15 protein-coding genes are annotated in these 15,748 nt (G+C 60.8%); 7 read left to right on the top strand and 8 right to left on the bottom strand.

The window, feature by feature from the left end; genetic code table 11:
• The first annotated feature begins 3 nt into the window (after positions 1 to 3).
• From ribBA to INT39_RS18540, 7 genes are all read left to right on the top strand, one after another.
• A complete protein-coding gene (gene ribBA, locus INT39_RS18570) occupies positions 4 to 1,098 on the top strand; it encodes a bifunctional 3,4-dihydroxy-2-butanone-4-phosphate synthase/GTP cyclohydrolase II (protein WP_193075491.1) in 1,095 nt (364 codons plus the stop codon).
• A 58-nt stretch (positions 1,099 to 1,156) separates the two neighbouring features.
• Positions 1,157 to 1,633: a 6,7-dimethyl-8-ribityllumazine synthase gene (gene ribE / locus INT39_RS18565; protein WP_090275961.1), complete on the top strand. Its 477-nt coding sequence runs from the start codon at positions 1,157 to 1,159 to the stop codon at positions 1,631 to 1,633.
• A gap of 54 nt (positions 1,634 to 1,687) precedes the next feature.
• Positions 1,688 to 2,122, top strand: coding sequence for a transcription antitermination factor NusB (nusB, locus tag INT39_RS18560; protein WP_193075565.1), 435 nt, complete (start codon positions 1,688 to 1,690; stop codon positions 2,120 to 2,122).
• Positions 2,123 to 2,151: 29 nt separating this feature from the next.
• Positions 2,152 to 3,132, top strand: a complete 981-nt coding sequence (thiL, locus tag INT39_RS18555) for a thiamine-phosphate kinase (RefSeq protein ID WP_413468947.1) — start codon at positions 2,152 to 2,154, stop codon at positions 3,130 to 3,132.
• Positions 3,125 to 3,619 (top strand): phosphatidylglycerophosphatase A, encoded by a 495-nt coding sequence (locus INT39_RS18550; protein WP_193075489.1) that lies wholly within the window; start codon positions 3,125 to 3,127, stop codon positions 3,617 to 3,619. The genes thiL and INT39_RS18550 overlap by 8 nt, the downstream gene beginning before the upstream one ends.
• A 96-nt stretch (positions 3,620 to 3,715) precedes the next feature.
• Positions 3,716 to 4,327 carry a GTP cyclohydrolase II gene (ribA, locus tag INT39_RS18545; protein WP_193075488.1) on the top strand — a complete coding sequence of 204 codons (612 nt, stop codon included), beginning with the start codon at positions 3,716 to 3,718 and terminating at the stop codon, positions 4,325 to 4,327.
• The gene (locus INT39_RS18540; RefSeq protein WP_193075487.1) at positions 4,327 to 4,752 is read left to right on the top strand and encodes a hypothetical protein; all 426 of its coding nucleotides are present in this window, start codon (positions 4,327 to 4,329) and stop codon (positions 4,750 to 4,752) included. Before ribA ends, INT39_RS18540 begins: the two co-directional genes overlap by 1 nt.
• Here INT39_RS18540 and INT39_RS18535 read toward each other — a convergent pair.
• The 8 genes from INT39_RS18535 to INT39_RS18500 form a co-directional block, all read right to left on the bottom strand.
• Positions 4,745 to 5,902, bottom strand: coding sequence for a Wadjet anti-phage system protein JetD domain-containing protein (locus INT39_RS18535; RefSeq protein WP_193075486.1), 1,158 nt, complete (start codon positions 5,900 to 5,902; stop codon positions 4,745 to 4,747). The two genes, INT39_RS18540 and INT39_RS18535, sit on opposite strands and share 8 nt — an antisense overlap.
• Positions 5,899 to 9,528: an ATP-binding protein gene (locus tag INT39_RS18530; protein ID WP_193075485.1), complete on the bottom strand. Its 3,630-nt coding sequence runs from the start codon at positions 9,526 to 9,528 to the stop codon at positions 5,899 to 5,901. The genes INT39_RS18535 and INT39_RS18530 overlap by 4 nt, the downstream gene beginning before the upstream one ends.
• A gap of 2 nt (positions 9,529 to 9,530) precedes the next feature.
• Positions 9,531 to 10,190 (bottom strand): DUF4194 domain-containing protein, encoded by a 660-nt coding sequence (locus INT39_RS18525; RefSeq protein WP_193075484.1) that lies wholly within the window; start codon positions 10,188 to 10,190, stop codon positions 9,531 to 9,533.
• Entirely contained in the window at positions 10,183 to 11,622 is a 1,440-nt protein-coding gene (locus INT39_RS18520) for a Wadjet anti-phage system protein JetA family protein (RefSeq protein ID WP_193075483.1), read from the bottom strand. The genes INT39_RS18525 and INT39_RS18520 overlap by 8 nt, the downstream gene beginning before the upstream one ends.
• Positions 11,623 to 11,818: 196 nt before the next feature.
• Positions 11,819 to 13,702 carry a 1-deoxy-D-xylulose-5-phosphate synthase gene (dxs, locus tag INT39_RS18515; protein ID WP_193075482.1) on the bottom strand — a complete coding sequence of 628 codons (1,884 nt, stop codon included), beginning with the start codon at positions 13,700 to 13,702 and terminating at the stop codon, positions 11,819 to 11,821.
• Positions 13,703 to 13,810: 108 nt separating this feature from the next.
• Positions 13,811 to 14,698, bottom strand: a complete 888-nt coding sequence (locus INT39_RS18510) for a polyprenyl synthetase family protein (RefSeq protein WP_193075481.1) — start codon at positions 14,696 to 14,698, stop codon at positions 13,811 to 13,813.
• Positions 14,695 to 14,934, bottom strand: coding sequence for an exodeoxyribonuclease VII small subunit (locus INT39_RS18505; protein WP_193075480.1), 240 nt, complete (start codon positions 14,932 to 14,934; stop codon positions 14,695 to 14,697). The genes INT39_RS18510 and INT39_RS18505 overlap by 4 nt, the downstream gene beginning before the upstream one ends.
• A gap of 89 nt (positions 14,935 to 15,023) precedes the next feature.
• On the bottom strand, positions 15,024 to 15,746 hold the full coding sequence (locus INT39_RS18500; RefSeq protein WP_193075479.1) for a 16S rRNA (uracil(1498)-N(3))-methyltransferase: 723 nt from the start codon (positions 15,744 to 15,746) through the stop codon (positions 15,024 to 15,026).
• Positions 15,747 to 15,748: the final 2 nt, after the last annotated feature.

The following is a 15,748-nucleotide window of genomic DNA, read 5'->3' as shown; positions in this document are numbered from 1 at the left end:
CGTATGAAACTGAACACTATTGAAGAACTGATTGAAGATATCCGCGCTGGCAAGATGGTCATCCTCATGGATGACGAAGATCGTGAGAACGAAGGTGATCTGATCATGGCCGCCGAGGCCTGCAAGGCTGAGGATATCAACTTCATGGCCCGTTACGGCCGTGGTCTGATCTGCATGCCGATGAGTCTGGAGCGTTGCGAGCGACTCAAGCTGCCGTTGATGGTGCAGCGCAATGGCTCGGGTTTCGGTACCAAGTTCACCGTCTCCATCGAGGCTGCCGAGGGGGTTACCACCGGTATTTCTGCCGCTGATCGCGCGCGCACCGTGGAAGCGGCCGCAGCAGTTGATGCGGTAGCCGAGGACATTGTCAGCCCAGGCCACATCTTTCCGCTGATGGCCCAGCCCGGTGGCGTGCTGGCACGTGCCGGTCACACCGAAGCGGCCTGTGATCTGGCACGCATGGGTGGCTTCGGCGAGTCCGGGGTCATCTGCGAAATCATGAATGAAGATGGCAGCATGGCGCGGCGTCCGGAGCTGGAAGCCTTCGCTGAGGAACACGGCTTGAAGGTTGGCACTATCGCCGATCTGATTCACTACCGTCTGCTCAACGAGCGCACCGTACAGCGCGTTTCCGAACAGCCGCTGGATACCGAACTGGGTACCTTCAAGCTGGTGACCTACAAGGACAGCCTGGAGAATGCTGTACACCTGGCACTGACCCTGGGCGACATCGAGCCGGAAGAGCCGACACTGGTGCGAGTGCACAACATGGATCCGCTGCGCGACCTGTTCATGGTCAAACAGCCGGGTCGCTGGAGCCTGCGTGCGGCCATGGCCAAGCTGGCCGAACAGGGTAATGGCGTGGTGTTGCTGCTGGGTAATCAGATGGAAGGCGACGAACTGCTGCACCATGTCCAGCAATTGAGTGGCGATGAGCCGGCAGTACGGCGTCCGACCACCTACAATACTGTAGGGGCCGGCTCACAGATCCTGCGTGACCTGGGTGTACGCAAGATGCGGCTGCTATCGCTGCCGATGCGCTTCAATGCCATATCCGGGTTCGACCTGGAAGTAGTAGAATACCTGCCCTGCGAATAAACGCATTGGATTCACGGCGGCGCCTGTGCGCGCCACCGGTTCTTTAAGAGAGATTGATATGACTGCTATCCGTACCATCGAAGGTGACTTCATCGCTGCACAGGGTCGTTATGCCCTGGTTGTCGGCCGTTTCAACAGCTTTGTGGTTGAAAGCCTGGTCGACGGCGCTGTCGACACGCTCAAGCGTCACGGGGTCAAGGAAGCTGATATCACCATAGTGCGCGTTCCCGGTGCCTTCGAAATTCCGCTGATGGTGCGCAAAGTGGCCGATCTGAAGCAGTTCGACGCCATCATCACCCTCGGCGCGGTCATTCGTGGCGGTACGCCGCACTTCGAATACGTCGCCGGTGAGTGCGTCAAAGGCGTGGGTGCAGTGTCTCTGGACACCGGTGTCCCGGTTGCCTTCGGCGTGTTGACAGTCGACAGCATTGAGCAGGCCATTGAGCGTTCCGGTACCAAGGCCGGTAACAAGGGCGCCGAAGCCGCGCTGTCAGCAATCGAAATGGTCAGCGTGATCAAGCAGCTGGAGGCTTAAGTGGCCGACCACGACGCGAAACCCAAGCGCAGCGGTGGGCAATCCCGCAATGCCATGCGCCGCAAGGCGCGTAGCTTGGCTTTGCAGGCCCTGTACTCATGGCAGATGGCAGGTCAGTCGTTGACGGATATCGAGGCGCAATTGCGCAGCGATGTCGAGTACGAGTTCGATAGCGCTGACGGTGCCTATTTCCGCGAGCTGTTCCATGGTGTGCCGCAGTACCTTGATGAAATAGATGATCATCTGGCACAGGTGCTGGATCGGGGGATTAACGATGTTGATCCCATCGAGCTGGCCATCTTGCGTATCGGCGTCTTTGAAATGACCCATCGCGTCGACGTGCCCTACAAGGTGGTGATCAACGAAGGCATTGAAATGGCCAAGATCTTCGGTGCTACCGATGGCCATAAATATGTCAACGGCATCCTCGACAAGCTGGCTCCCCGCCTGCGCAGTGTCGAGGTGAATGCGTCCCGCAGGGGGCGTTGAGTCACGGCAGGGAGGCAGCCGCCATGCCGCTGGGTGAATTTGGATTGATTGGTCAGTACTTTCAGCGCGCAGCGTTGGAACAGGCAGGCCGACCTTCCGCAGTCGCCCTCGGCATCGGTGACGATGCTGCCTTGCTGGAGCCCACGCCGGGCTGCCAATGGGTCATATCCACTGACAGTCTGGTGCAGGGCGTTCACTTTCCCGAGCAATATTCTCCTGCTGATCTGGGCTATCGCGCCTTGGCAGTGGCTGTCAGTGACCTGGCGGCCATGGCCGCCAGACCGGTGGCATTTACCCTGGCGCTCACCCTTCCCGAGGTGGATGAATCCTGGCTGCAGAGTTTTTCTGACGGCCTGGCCGAGTGCGCCGCTGATCATCGCATCAGCCTGATTGGCGGTGATACCACCCGCGGTCCATTGAATATCGGCGTCAGCGTTTTCGGTGAAGTGCTGTCGGGGCGCGCATTGCGGCGTTCCGGTGCGCAGCCCAGGGACCTGCTGTGCATCGGTGGTCCCGTGGGCGAGGGCGCTGCAGGCCTGGCGGTGGTGCTGGGGCAGGCTGTGCCGGAGACACTATTAGCCAGCGACCGGGACTACCTGACTGGCCGTTTCTGGCGCCCGCAAGCCCAATGTGCGCTGGGTACTGCGCTGGCTGGTGTGGCTACGGCCGGTCTGGATGTATCTGATGGTCTGCTGCAGGATGCCGGGCATCTGGCCCGTGCCAGCGGGCTGGCGCTGCATGTGCGCAGCGCTGATCTGCCTCATTCCCCGGCTCTGCAGGCGTGGCCAGCGACCCAGCAGCTGGACTGGATGCTGCGCGGCGGAGATGAATACGTTTTGCTGTTCACGTTGCCGCCAAACCAGGCTGCGTTGCTGGAGCAGTGGCGCGAGCAGGGATGGTCGGTCAGCGTCATCGGCGAAGCAGTCACCGGAGCGGGCGTCTGGCTGGACCAACAACGGGTCGGCGGGGCTGACGGTTACCAACATTTCAAGGAGTCCACGCATGGCTGAGTCTCGCGAGCCAACACCGGCATCGATATGGCGCAACCCGATTCATTTTCTGGCCTTCGGTTTCGGCAGCGGAGCATTGCCAAAAGCGCCTGGAACCTGGGGCTCGCTGGTGGCGCTGCCTTTTGCACTCTTGTGGCAACAACTGCCGCCGGGGGGTTATGCGCTGGTGCTGGTGCTGAGCACCTTGCTGGGTATCTGGTTGTGTCATCGCACTGCCGCGGATCTGGGCGTGCATGACCATGGCGGTATCGTCTGGGACGAGTTCGTCGGCGTATGGATTACCCTGTGGCTGGCGCCTCCCGGTTGGCTGTGGCTGGTGGTGGGGTTTCTGCTGTTTCGCCTGTTTGACATCTGGAAGCCCTGGCCGATCGGCTGGGCGGATCGTCATGTCAGTGGCGGGCTGGGCATCATGCTTGATGATATCCTCGCTGGCCTCATGGCCCTGTTGGTATTGCTGGCGTTGGCCGAATTGCCGGGTCTGGTATAACCCAGCATCAATCCGGGCACATCGGCGCTGACGGTCATACGCATGTGCTGTTAAGATAGTTGCCCTCTATATCAGCGTGGTCGGACAGGAGACAGCGTGCCAGTCACCTTTGTTGCGTCATCCCAATTACCCACCAAGTGGGGCATTTTTACCATGCACGGCTTCCTGGAACCCGGAACGGGCAAGGAGCACGTGGTGTTGACCATGGGCGAGGTAGGCGACGGCCAGCCGGTGCTCGGGCGCCTGCACTCAGAGTGCCTCACTGGCGACGCCCTGTTCAGTCTGCGCTGTGACTGCGGCTTCCAGCTGGAAGCGGCGCTGAAAGCGATTGCCGACGAAGGTCGCGGCGCCTTGCTGTATCTGCGCCAGGAAGGTCGTGGCATCGGTCTGATGAACAAGATTCGGGCGTATCACCTACAGGATGGTGGTGCCGATACGGTGGAAGCCAACGAGCTGCTCGGCTTTGGCGCGGACCAGCGTGATTATGGGATCTGCAAGCCCATGCTGGCGTATCTGGGCATCACCGGCCTCAAGTTGCTGACCAACAACCCGCGCAAGGTCAAGGCACTGGAAGACTTCGGTATCACCGTGGTCGAACGTATCCCGCTGAAGACCGGCCTGAATCCCTTCAATCGCAACTACCTGGCAACCAAGGCCGGCAAGCTCGGCCACCTGCTGGGAACCATTCATCAGGCCGAGGCAGAATAATGCTCGATACCCGCCCTCACTGGCAGGCAATGCGGCGCAACTGGCGCATGCAGTGCGCTGCATCGCTGATTCTGCCGATAGCCGTGGTCTGGTTCTTTCATGATCGCCAGGGGGCTTACCCAGAAGCCGCAGTGCCGCTGTTCATCGCCGGCCTGCTGACCCTGCTGCTGAGTGTCTGGCGCTTCCGGCATTTTCGCCAGGCGGTCATCGCCGCTGACGCGCAACAGGATACCGCCTCAGCCGAACAGGCCTGGACTCGTCTGCATCATCAACAGCTGCTGGGCCTGACTAACGCTAAGTTACCCGGCTGGGTCGGGATGCTGCATTACGTCTGCACTTTGGAATTGACGCCGCTGATCCTGCTGGTGCTCGCCAGCCAGGGTGCGATGCTGCTGTATCGGCCGCCGAGCGCTCGGTTCAGTTGAGAGCGCTAGGAGTGTCTGCGATGCTTCCCGTTGTGCGGGAGTGGAAGCCTTCCTGGTCGAGAAATCGTCCTGCCATGCGCAGCGCTGGCAGCAATTGTTGATCAGCGTAATCGCAGCCGGTTTCAATAGGGTCGATCTGCCCACCTTTGCCGCCTTGCTCGGGAGTATGGCCGGCGCCCTCGTGAAGGGCATTCAGCATTTGCCGATATCCCGGCTGCCAAGACAGCAGGTGGGGTAGGGATAGGCGGAGCGCGCGCAGGATACCCATGCCGGCATAGTCCAGGTCGCCCCAGAAAAAAGCTTGGATGGACGGCTGTTTCCAACTCGCTTTGAAACCGTCTGCATCTGATCCGGGCAGGAAGGCAAAACGGGTTGCCGAGCTGATCAGGCGACTGGCGCTGGCGCGAAACCCGCCGCTGTAAACTAATGCGCTATTGCTGGGAGGCTGTTCTGTCAGGTGCAGGAAAGTATCCTGATTCTCGATAAATAACAGCTTGGAAAAACCGGCAGGTGCCCAAGCGGTCAGTAGCAAGGGGCGCTCAATCAATGATGATATGCTGTCCCCGAACAGGCGGGTCAGCAGCTCCTGTCGGTTGTCCAGCACTTTGGAGTTGCCAAGAAAACAATGCGCAGAAATCTCGCGTAACGTCAGCGATTGGCCAAGGAGCGTCCCCGCAGAAGCTATTCCGGCTACCAGCTGTACGCTGGAATAGCCGGGCAGGGTGAGACGCTGAGCCCTCAGAGCTGCTCCGTGGTCAATAAAATGATGTGCGTAAAGATCTATCGCGGCCTGCCAGTTTTGTTCCTCGGGGCTGATCCGGGGGCGATTGAGCCAGTGCCGTAAAAGAGGCTCGGTAGCCGCGTTCAGGCGCAGCTGGACATTTTCATAAGGTTCCTGGCTCTGTTTTGAGCGCCGGGCAGAGCTGATGGAAAATACTTGATAGCGCTGGACCAGTTCTCGTTCGATCAGCTCCCAGCGGTATTTTGTATCTTCACTGAAATCAAACAGGGCCGGTACCGTCTTCTGCTTTACCAAGCGAGTCACGTCGCGGCTTCTCTGTTTTTCCAGCTTGCCAATGAACCAGAGCAGTAACTCCTGTAGCCAGGGCTCTTCAGCCAGCCATACCGGCGCGGGAGGCAGGGTGTTCAAAGCATCTCCATGAAATCCAGCGCGCCCTGTTGACGGATCACCCGACGATGATTGGCCCAGAGTTCGGCAATGCGTTCCCGGTTGAGCTGTTGGCGGTCGAGTAGTACGCGCGTGTTGAGTTCGCCCATAGGGCGGGCGCTGGGGACCTTGCTGAAGACGAACTGGTTGCTGATCAGCTCCAGGAAGGGGCCGGCCTTGCTGGTGGGCATGATGAAGATCAGCTGCAGCCCCAAGGTCTCGGTCAGGTAATTGATGACCTCCCTTGAGCGGGTTTCGTCCATGTGCATGAACGCCTCATCGACAATCACCATGCGCAGATGGCTGTCGCCGTCGTTGAAGCGAAAGGCGCTGGTGACGGCTGCGGCGCGGATGATGTAGGCCGGGGTTTCCAGCTGGCCGCCGGAGCCGGTGCCGTATTCGCTGAGACGGATTGCCGCCTTGCCCTCGGGGTGCTTGAGAATGTCATAGCGGCGATAGCGACGGTAATCACTGATGCGTTCCAGTTCGCGCAACGCCTGTTGCTCCTCACCGTCGAGCAGCAGGCCGAGCAGCTGATCGCGTACCCTTGCCCCTTTGTCTGACAGGCTGGCATCAAACAGGCTGGCACCGTCTCCCAGATTGGGCATCTGGGTGACTTCGCGGAAGAACTCCCAATACTCCTTGTACTCCGGCACCCAGCTCCATTCGAACTGAAAGCCCTCGCGATCAGCGCCGAAACGATGATGTTCCAGCTCGCTGTTAAGCCCTTCCAGGGTCCGCCCACCATCATTGATTGCCTGATGGATCTCATGGCACAGGTCGCTGATGAAGGTGGTGTTGAAGCTGTCGCGCAGCTTGCCTAGCTGCTCCTGTTTCTCCAACAGCACGTTGTTGCGCAGGCGGTTGTGCAGGTTATCCAGCTGCTGGCGTAACGTGCAGACATGACGGAAAAAGTCCATGTGGTGCAGTTCGGCAGCGGTGTCGTGCAACACATGGTCGGCCGGTTGCGCCTGCTGGTTGTATTCCTTCAGACCGCTGTCCAGCGCGATGGCGAGTTTATACAGCGTATCGGTCAACGCCTGGCTGTCGGCAGCGAAGTCGAACTCGCTTGCCGCTTGGGCAAGCCGTGTGTCTATCTCCTCCAGGTGCTGCTGTGGGTCTATGCCCGTGACCAGCGCGGCGGCATCCAGCAGGTAGCGTTCCGCGTTGTCGCGCTTATCCTGCAGCGCCTCGCCCTGATCAGCGAGTCTGCGCACCTGTTCAGTCACCTGTTCGAGGCGCAGGCTCAGTTCTCCGGATTCCTTCTGCAGCTGCTTCTGATGTTCCTTCAGCTCTTCATGGCGTTGGTTGACACGCTGCAGCTCGTTTTCCATATCCTGATGGGCGGAGAGGTCCAGGCTGGCCAGCTGCTGTTCCACTTCGCGCAGCAGCTGCTGAGTTTCCAGCAGCAGGTTGGCGCAGGCTGCGTAATCCAGGGGTTTGATGCGCTGTAGCGCTGTGCCGAGGCTGTGCAGGTTGTCGCTGAGTTGTTGATGGCTCTGACGCAGCACCTGTTGTTCTGCGAGCAGCGCTTGCTGGGCCAGTAGATTGCGTTCGCGGGCGGCCGCGCCGAACACCAGTTGGCTGTCATCGATATCGCAGCGGAACATGGCATAGCTACCTGAGCCCATACCTTCGCTGGTGATACCGCGGCGCGTCTGGCGCAGGCTTTCGGCATCCTTGACGCGGACCACGTTGCCATAGGAAGCGTGCAGGTAATATTCGGCGATGCGGTGGCTGAAGCGCATGGCGTGGATGATTGAATCGTCCGGCAGGCTGAGTCTTTCCGCATCCTGGCGGGCCTTGTCACCCTGAATAACCTTGGCGCGGTTGCGCTCGCGGCCACTCAATTGGCGGACGATGCGAATGGCCTCGGCCTCGAAGGCAGGTTCGACCAGAATGCCGTAGCGCGAACCACCGATATAGCCTTCGATTGTCATCTGCCAGTCGGAATCGATCACGTCGACGTAATCGCAGAGCACCCGCGGATCAGCTTGCGGACAGTGCTGGCGGATGGCTGCGAGAGCGTCTTCGACATAGCCGGGGTAGGTGACCCGGCTATCCTGCAGCGCCTTGATCTGCCGCTCGGTTTGGCTGATCTGCCGATCCAGGGTGTTCGATGCGGCGAGGCGCTCCTGACGCAGGCGGTCGACCCGCTGTGCCAGGTTGTCACCCTCGACAGTCGGCTCGTTGAGCAGAGCGGCCATCTGGTTATGCTCATGTTGTTGAGCACGGATTGCGTCCAGTCCGGCATCCAGCGGGGTCAGATCTATCCAGTCTTGCGCCAGCAGCTGGTTGAGTTCGGCAACCGGTTGCTTTTCCGCTATCAGCACCGCATCGGCGCGCTCCTGCCAGTGCCGACTGTCCAGTTCCGGCAGCTCGGCGCTCAGGCCGTCCTTGGCCAACTGCTGAATGCTGCGCACTGCCTCGACGTTGAGGTCGCGCTGGCGAGCCTGCTCCAGCAGAGGGGCCACGCCCTGTTGCAGTTGGTCGGCGAGTTGCTGGTGACGTGCCTCCAGCTGGTCTTTGCTTTGCAGGGCGGGAATGCCTTGTCGGCGGGCTTCCAGTTGTACCAGCTCCTGATGGGCCTGGGAGGTGCGCTGGTCATTCAGGCGTTGTTGTTCGTTCAGGGTATCGCGCCGGCCATCGAGATCCTGCTGTTGCTGTTTGCTATGCAGGTAGTTCTTCTGGTTCTTGTTCCAGGATTGGGCCGCGGCGGCATAATCCTGCCCGGTGCGCTCCAGCCAGTTATCCAGATAGCGGTCGGCCTGACTGCGGGATTGCTCCAGCAGGTTGACACTATTACGTACCCGTGCGGCTTCCTGTTCCATGCCGTGCACGGTGCGCAACAGTTCACGGATGCGTTTGATGGTGTCACCGAATTCGCGCGCCTCAAGTACTTCCCCGGCGACGAACTGGTCGATGGAGCGTACCGGTTTATAGGCCATGAAGTTGGCGAAGGTGCGCGCGGCGTTCTTTGCCTCGCGAATGGAGACCGCATCGCGCTTGCCACGCAGTGCGCCATACAGGCGGGCCAGGTAGGCGCTCTTGCGTTCATACACTTCCACCTGCTGTTTGCCGAACTGGCGGCGCAGCAGATTGGGAAGCTCGGTCACTGGGATCACATGGCGACCATCGGCTTGCTCACGCACGAAGTGCGACAGTGACAGCATTTCACCGGGCACTATCATCAGCAGTAGCTCGTCCTGGCGAGCCTGACGGCTACTGCCGGCGGTATCCAGATGGGCGCGCACACCGATCACTGCGGTGAACGGCTCGGCGGTTTCTCCCTGAGTCGGGTGAAAGATGCCGGCGATATAGCCATCGGTAGCCCAAGGGCGGGCATAGGCGCCATCGTCGCAGCCGAGCACATAGGAGGCGAGGGTGCGTACTTGTTTACCGCCGCGCCCGCGCTGGGTGGTTTCATCCTGGCCGGGGTTGTAGTTGAACAGGTTGTCGTGGGCAGCGGTCATCAGCGTCTGCAGGGCATCGGCCGCGGTGGTCTTGCCGGAGCCGTTGCCGCCGGAGAACAGGTTGACCGGGCCGTATTCCAGTTCTTCCACCGGCAGGTTGCCCCAGTTGGCGGTGATCGAGCGCTTCAGATACATGCTCAGTTGTCTCCCTGGGCGATTTCTTTGATGGTTTCATCTGCGGCGGTACCCGCCAGCTGGCTCAGTGCGGTATCGGTAACCAGACTGAGGATGCCGGGACGGATGGTGACCCAGCTTTCATCATCCATGCCGGCGTCACTGCTGCTGCGGATCAGGCGCAATTGGCGCATCCGCCGCAGCAGGGTCTGGCGCTCGCCGGCCTGTTCGGGCAACGGGCGGCCAAGCAGATTGCGATGGCTCAAGCTGAGGGTTTCCAGCGACAACATCACCTGACCCTGCTCATCTATCAGGCCTTCGCGCAGGGATTTGTCATACTCGGCGCGTAGCACCAGGATCAGTGCCACCTCATGTTGGTGCAGGCGATCGCGCAGGCCGGTACTGATGCTGTCTTCACTGTCGGCCAGACCGGGTACTTCGGCGCCGGGCGGGAATATTCGGACCAGTTCGAAGCGCGGTTCATGCAGCAGGCGGATGCGCAGGACGCTCAGATAGTCCTCGACCAGATCGCGTATCTGCAGGAAGTGATCATAGAGCTGCGCTTCCTTTTTGCTTTCGTCGCGACAGAGCACACCGCGATCCAGCAGCCGAATCATCAATTCGGAAAAGTCCTCGGCACTGATGCCGCGTTGCTGCAGTTGATCTTCCAGTGCGTCACGCATGGTGGTCTTGCTCCAGTTCGATAATAAAGCCGTCGCGGCGGGCGAAATAGGTTCCGCCAGTAACGGGCTGACCCGTTGGCTCGATATTGACGCGAAAGCCGGTCGCAGCGTTATCGGCACTGCCGAGACCGATGACGTGACTGAGCGCCAACAGGTCGCTGGCGTTTTCTATTGGTAGGTCGCGGCTGTCGATGCGATGGCCATCGCCTAATGCACTGCGCAGATAGTTGCGCAGGCCGCTGGCGTTGATATGAAAAGCCTGCTCGAGTAACTGCTGCACAGCCAATGCTCGCAGGGTGGCTGGGTCGGGCGTACCGGGATCATCCATCTGGCTTTGTACCGGTTGGCGTAATTGGCGCTCGCGCAGGCGTACCTGACCGGGATCCACCAACGCCAGGCGTACGCCGGCCAGCGCATTGCCTGCGGCATTCAGGCGGGCGGCATAGCTGTCCTGGTCGAGTGTACTCAGCTCCCGGCACAGGCCGACGATGTCGTTATGCTGCTGGGTCTGCAGGTAGCTGAGCTGACGGATGATGATGTCGGCCCGCTTGGTGAAGCTCTGCAAAGTGCGACGCAGAGCGGGCAACATGATCTCCGAGGCGTTGCGCAGGCGGTTTTCGATGCTGTCGAGCAGTTGCCAGAGTACCGAGCTGCGCTCGTCAGTCAGTAGGTCCGGGGCCAGTCGGCGCAATTCACGTTCGGCATGCGCTTTCCATTCCTTGGGCTGATGGCGAATGCGGTGCAGGACTTCCTGAATGCGGTCGCGGTGTTTCTCCACGCTGTCGGCGGACAGGCGAATGGCGACGTCAGGTTGAAAGCGCCGTTCCATGAAGTCGAAGAACTGGTCGCTGGCCTGTTGTACCAGTTGCTGGGCTTCGACTTCGCGTACCAGCTGGCGTTTGCGCTCTTCCAGTTCGGCGATGATGTCGGTGAAGTCGACAATGATCTGCTCGGAATATTCATGGGCATCCAGCAGGTCGTAGACTTCGCCGCGCTCGACGAAGGCTGACAGGGCATTCAGCGTGTTGCGGGTGTTGCGGTGGCGGGTACGTACGCTGTGATTGACGGCTGCGGTGAGCGATTGGGTGAACAGGCGACCCAGGCGGCTGAAGGGGTAGGCAGACTGGAAGGTGGCCTGGTCTACCTGGCGCTCCAGCCAGCCATGCTCAACCAGATTGTTGAGTACCCAGCCGGCCTGCTCGCGGTTGTTCTTGAAGCGCCCTTGGTCATCTTCGTCGCCATCGAGCAGTGGCGCGCGTTCCAGTGCCTCGCAGAAGATATCCAGCACCTGGTCGCGCTTCAGCGATTCGCCATAATCCGCGCTGGCGCTGTACAGCCGTCCATGCAAAAGGCGCAGGCATTCAACAACCTGTTCACGGTATTTGCTGGTCAGTGGTTTGAAGAACTGGAGGCGCTGGTCGGTAAAGAACATGGGGCGTCCGGAGCTGGTGAATCAGGCGGGTATTATGCCGTATGCGTTGGGAGTTTTCTTGCTGTCGTTCTGTTGGGCTGTCGGCTTGCATGGCGTGCTGGGGAGGTGAGGCGGGGGAGTCAGGGATGGGTATCCAGGCGGAGGGTAGGGGCAGCCATGCTGACCGGTAACGCCCTCCGCGACACCTCGGCTTCGGTCAGCTTGCGCCGGGCAGGCGTTGGCGAATGGCGCGCTCGATACCGGCAGCATCCAGGCCGCATTCGGCCAGCATGCTGCCAGGCTTGTCATGTTCGACGTAAATATCGGGCAGGCCAAGGTTGAGCACCGGGATCTGAATTCCCTGAGCGAGCAGCCACTCGTTAACGGCGCTGCCCGCACCACCCATGATGGCGTTTTCTTCGAGCGTGACCAGCAGACTGTGACTGGTGACCAGCTGTTGCAACAGCTCGGTATCCAGCGGTTTGACGAAACGCATGTTGACCACGGTGGCATTCAGCGCGTCGGCGGCGAGTTGTGCATTGGCGTGCAGGGTGCCAAAGCTGAGAATCGCAACCTGCTCGCCCTGGCGGGTGATCACGCCCTTGCCGATGGGCAGTGGCTCGAGCGCCGGGTCGACCGGTACGCCGGGTCCGGTGCCACGCGGGTAGCGCACGGCGGCTGGACCGTTGTGCAGGAAACCGGTGGTCAGCATCTGCCGGGTTTCGTTCTCGTCGGCCGGTGCCATGATCAACATGTTGGGAATGCAGCGCAGGAAGCTCAGGTCGAAGCTGCCGGCGTGGGTCGGGCCGTCTTCCCCCACCAGTCCGGCGCGGTCAATGGCGAACAGCACGTCCAGATCCTGCACCGCGACGTCATGGATCAACTGATCGTAGGCGCGTTGCAGGAAGGTCGAATAGATGGCCACCACCGGCTTGGCACCTTCACAGGCCATTCCCGCGGCCAGGGTGACAGCATGCTGTTCGGCGATGGCGACATCGAAATAGCGCTGCGGGAAGCGTTCGCTGAAGGCGATCAGGTCGGAGCCTTCCTTCATCGCCGGAGTAATGCCGACCAGCCGTGCATCGGCTTCGGCCATGTCGCACAACCACTTGCCGAAGACGCTGGAGTATTTCGGTTTGCTCGGGCCGTTGCTGGCGGGCTTGGGCTCGAGTTTGGTGATGGCATGGTAGCCGATGGGATCGGCTTCGGCTGGGGAGAAGCCTTTGCCCTTTTTGGTCACCACGTGCAGAAACTGCGGGCCCTTGAGCTGGCGCATATTGCGCAGAGTGGTAATCAGGGTCGGCAGGTCATGGCCGTCGATGGGGCCGATGTAGTTCCAGCCCAGCTCCTCGAAGAGCACGCCCGGTGCCAGCATGGCCTTGGCGGTTTCCTCGGTCTTGCGTGCCAGCTCCCAGGCCGGCGGAATCTTTGCCAACACCTTCTTGCTGCCTTCACGCATGTGCGCATAGGTGCGGCTGGAGAGGATCTTCGCCAGGTAGTTGGACAGGCCGCCGACGTTATGCGAGATCGACATGTCGTTGTCATTCAACACCACCAGCATGTCAGCATCGACCACGCCGGCGTGGTTGAGCGCTTCGAACGCCATGCCTGCGGTCATGGCTCCGTCGCCGATGACGGCAACAGTGCGCCGGTCCAGCCCTTGCAGGCGGGAGGCGATGGCCATGCCCAGACCGGCGCTGATCGAGGTGCTGGAGTGACCAACGCCGAAGGTGTCAAATGGGCTTTCACTGCGTCGCGGGAAAGCAGAAAGACCATCTTTCTGGCGCAGGCTGGCCATTTGTTCGCGGCGACCGGTGAGAATCTTGTGCGGGTAGGCCTGATGGCCCACGTCCCAGAGCAAGCGGTCTTCGGGGGTCTGATAGATGTAGTGCAGAGCGACCGTCAGCTCGATTACTCCGAGTCCGGCGCCAAAATGCCCGCCGGTCTGGCCGACCGTCCATAGCAGGAACAGGCGCAGCTCATCCGCCAGTTCAGGCAGCTGTGCTTCATCGAGTTCGCGCAGCTGGGCTGTGGTGTCAAGGCTGTCCAGCAGGGGGGTGCAGGGACGGTCACGGGGTATGTCGTGGAAAGTGCTAGGCATCAAACAAGGCTCTGATTGCCGCAGGGTGCAGCAGGAAACAAGCGCGCAGTTTAACCGATGAGGGGACGATAGCCCAACATCGACTGCGCCGTCCGACGGAACTGGTGCTCAGAACTGGCGTTCCACAATGTAGCGGGCGACCTGACGCAGGCGCTCGGCGGGACTGCCGAAGGGTTCAAGCGTGCTGATTGCCTGGTCACACAGCGAGCGGGCCAGCGCATGCGCACCGTCGAGTCCGAGCATGGCGGGATAGGTGGGTTTGTCCCGGGCGCGATCTGCGCCCTGCTGCTTGCCCGATACGCTGGTATCGCTTTCGATATCGATGATGTCGTCCTGCACCTGGAACGCCAGGCCGATGCAGCGGGCATACTGTTCCAGTGCCGCCAATTGATGATCATCGGCACGCTCGGTCGTCAGAGCACCAAGCTGCACGCTGGCACGAATCAGTGCGCCGGTTTTATGTTGGTGCATGTCTTCCAGCGCGTTCTGGTCCAGCTGCACACCCACTGAGGCGAGGTCGATGGCCTGACCGCCGACCATCCCCTGAGGGCCGGCGGCGCAGGCTAGCAGGGTGGTCATGCGCAGCCGGGTCTCGGCCTGCCAGCTGCCTTCGCAGCTGATCCATTCAAAGGCCAATGCCTGCAGTGCGTCACCGGCGAGAATGGCGGTGGCTTCGTCGAAGGCACGATGGCAGGTCGGACGTCCGCGACGCAGGTCGTCGTCATCCATGGCGGGCAGATCGTCATGAATCAGTGAATAGGCGTGAATCAATTCAACGGCGCCCGCGACCACATCCACCGGCGTGTCAGTCCCGCCCAGCGCTTCGCAGCTGGCGTAGGCGAGGAGCGGGCGAACGCGCTTGCCACCGCCGATGACGCTGTAGCGCATGGCAGCGTAAAGGCGTTCCAGCCCGGAGTGGCTGTTGCAGAACTGCTGATCGAGATGGTTGTCGATGCGCTTCTGGCAGGCCGCGAGATAGTCTTCGAAATCGGTCATTGCGCGTCGTCCGCAAAGGGCGTGGTCACCAACTGACCATCCTGCTCCAGCAGTTGCGAGACTTTCTGTTCGGCCTGGGTCAGAGCCTGCTGGCATTCGCGGGTCAGGGTCACGCCCTGCTCGAAGGCGCTGAGTGAATCTTCCAGGCTGAGATCGCCACTTTCCAGGCGTTCAACCAGGGTTTGCAGAGCGCCCAGCGATTGCTCGAAATCGACTGCAGTTTTTTTTCGGGCCATGGGTCGCTACCTCGATTGAATGAATGATCGGAAAAACCGCTGAACATTACCCAAGCCGGCGGGTGTGGTCAATTGCAGCTCGGATTGGGTCAAAAATCGCCCCAGAGCTGCTGGGCAATGCTCAGCGCTACTATCGGTGCGGTTTCAGTGCGCAGTACACGTGGGCCAAAGCGTGCGGCCTTGAACCCAGCGGTTTCAGCCTGGTCTATCTCGGCGGCGCTGAGGCCGCCTTCGGGGCCGATCAGCAGGCCCAGCGTTTGTGGTGGAGTCATGCTGGACAGGCTCTGGGTGGTGCGATGATGTAACACCAGCTTCAGGTCGGCCTCGAGTGCGCTGAGCCAGTCGGCCAGCGCAATGGGTGGATTGACGGTTGGCACCACGCTGCGCCCACACTGCTCGCAGGCGCTGATCGCGATTTGCTGCCAATGGTTCAGGCGTTTGTCTGCACGCTCGCCTTGCAGGCGTACTTCGCAGCGTTCGGTCATCAATGGGGTGATCTGCGTGACACCCAGTTCAACGGCTTTCTGAATCGCCCAGTCCATGCGTTCACCACGGGACATGGCTTGCCCCAGGTGAACCTGCAGAGGCGATTCGGTCAGGCCAGGCATCGGTGCGCCGAGCTCGATGCGCACCTGGCGCTTGCCGGCTTCCAGCACCTCGCCGGGCCATTCCTGGCCGCTGCCATTGAAAATCTGTACCGCTGCGCCTGCGCCCAGGCGCAGCACGCGGCTTATATAGTGCGCCAGATCACCGTCCAGCAGCTGCTCGCCCTGGCTCAGTGGCGCATCCAGATAAAAGCGGGAGACGCGCACGG

The organism is Pseudomonas sp. FME51 (assembly GCF_014897305.1).
This window is presented reverse-complemented; position numbering and strand designations above follow the sequence as displayed.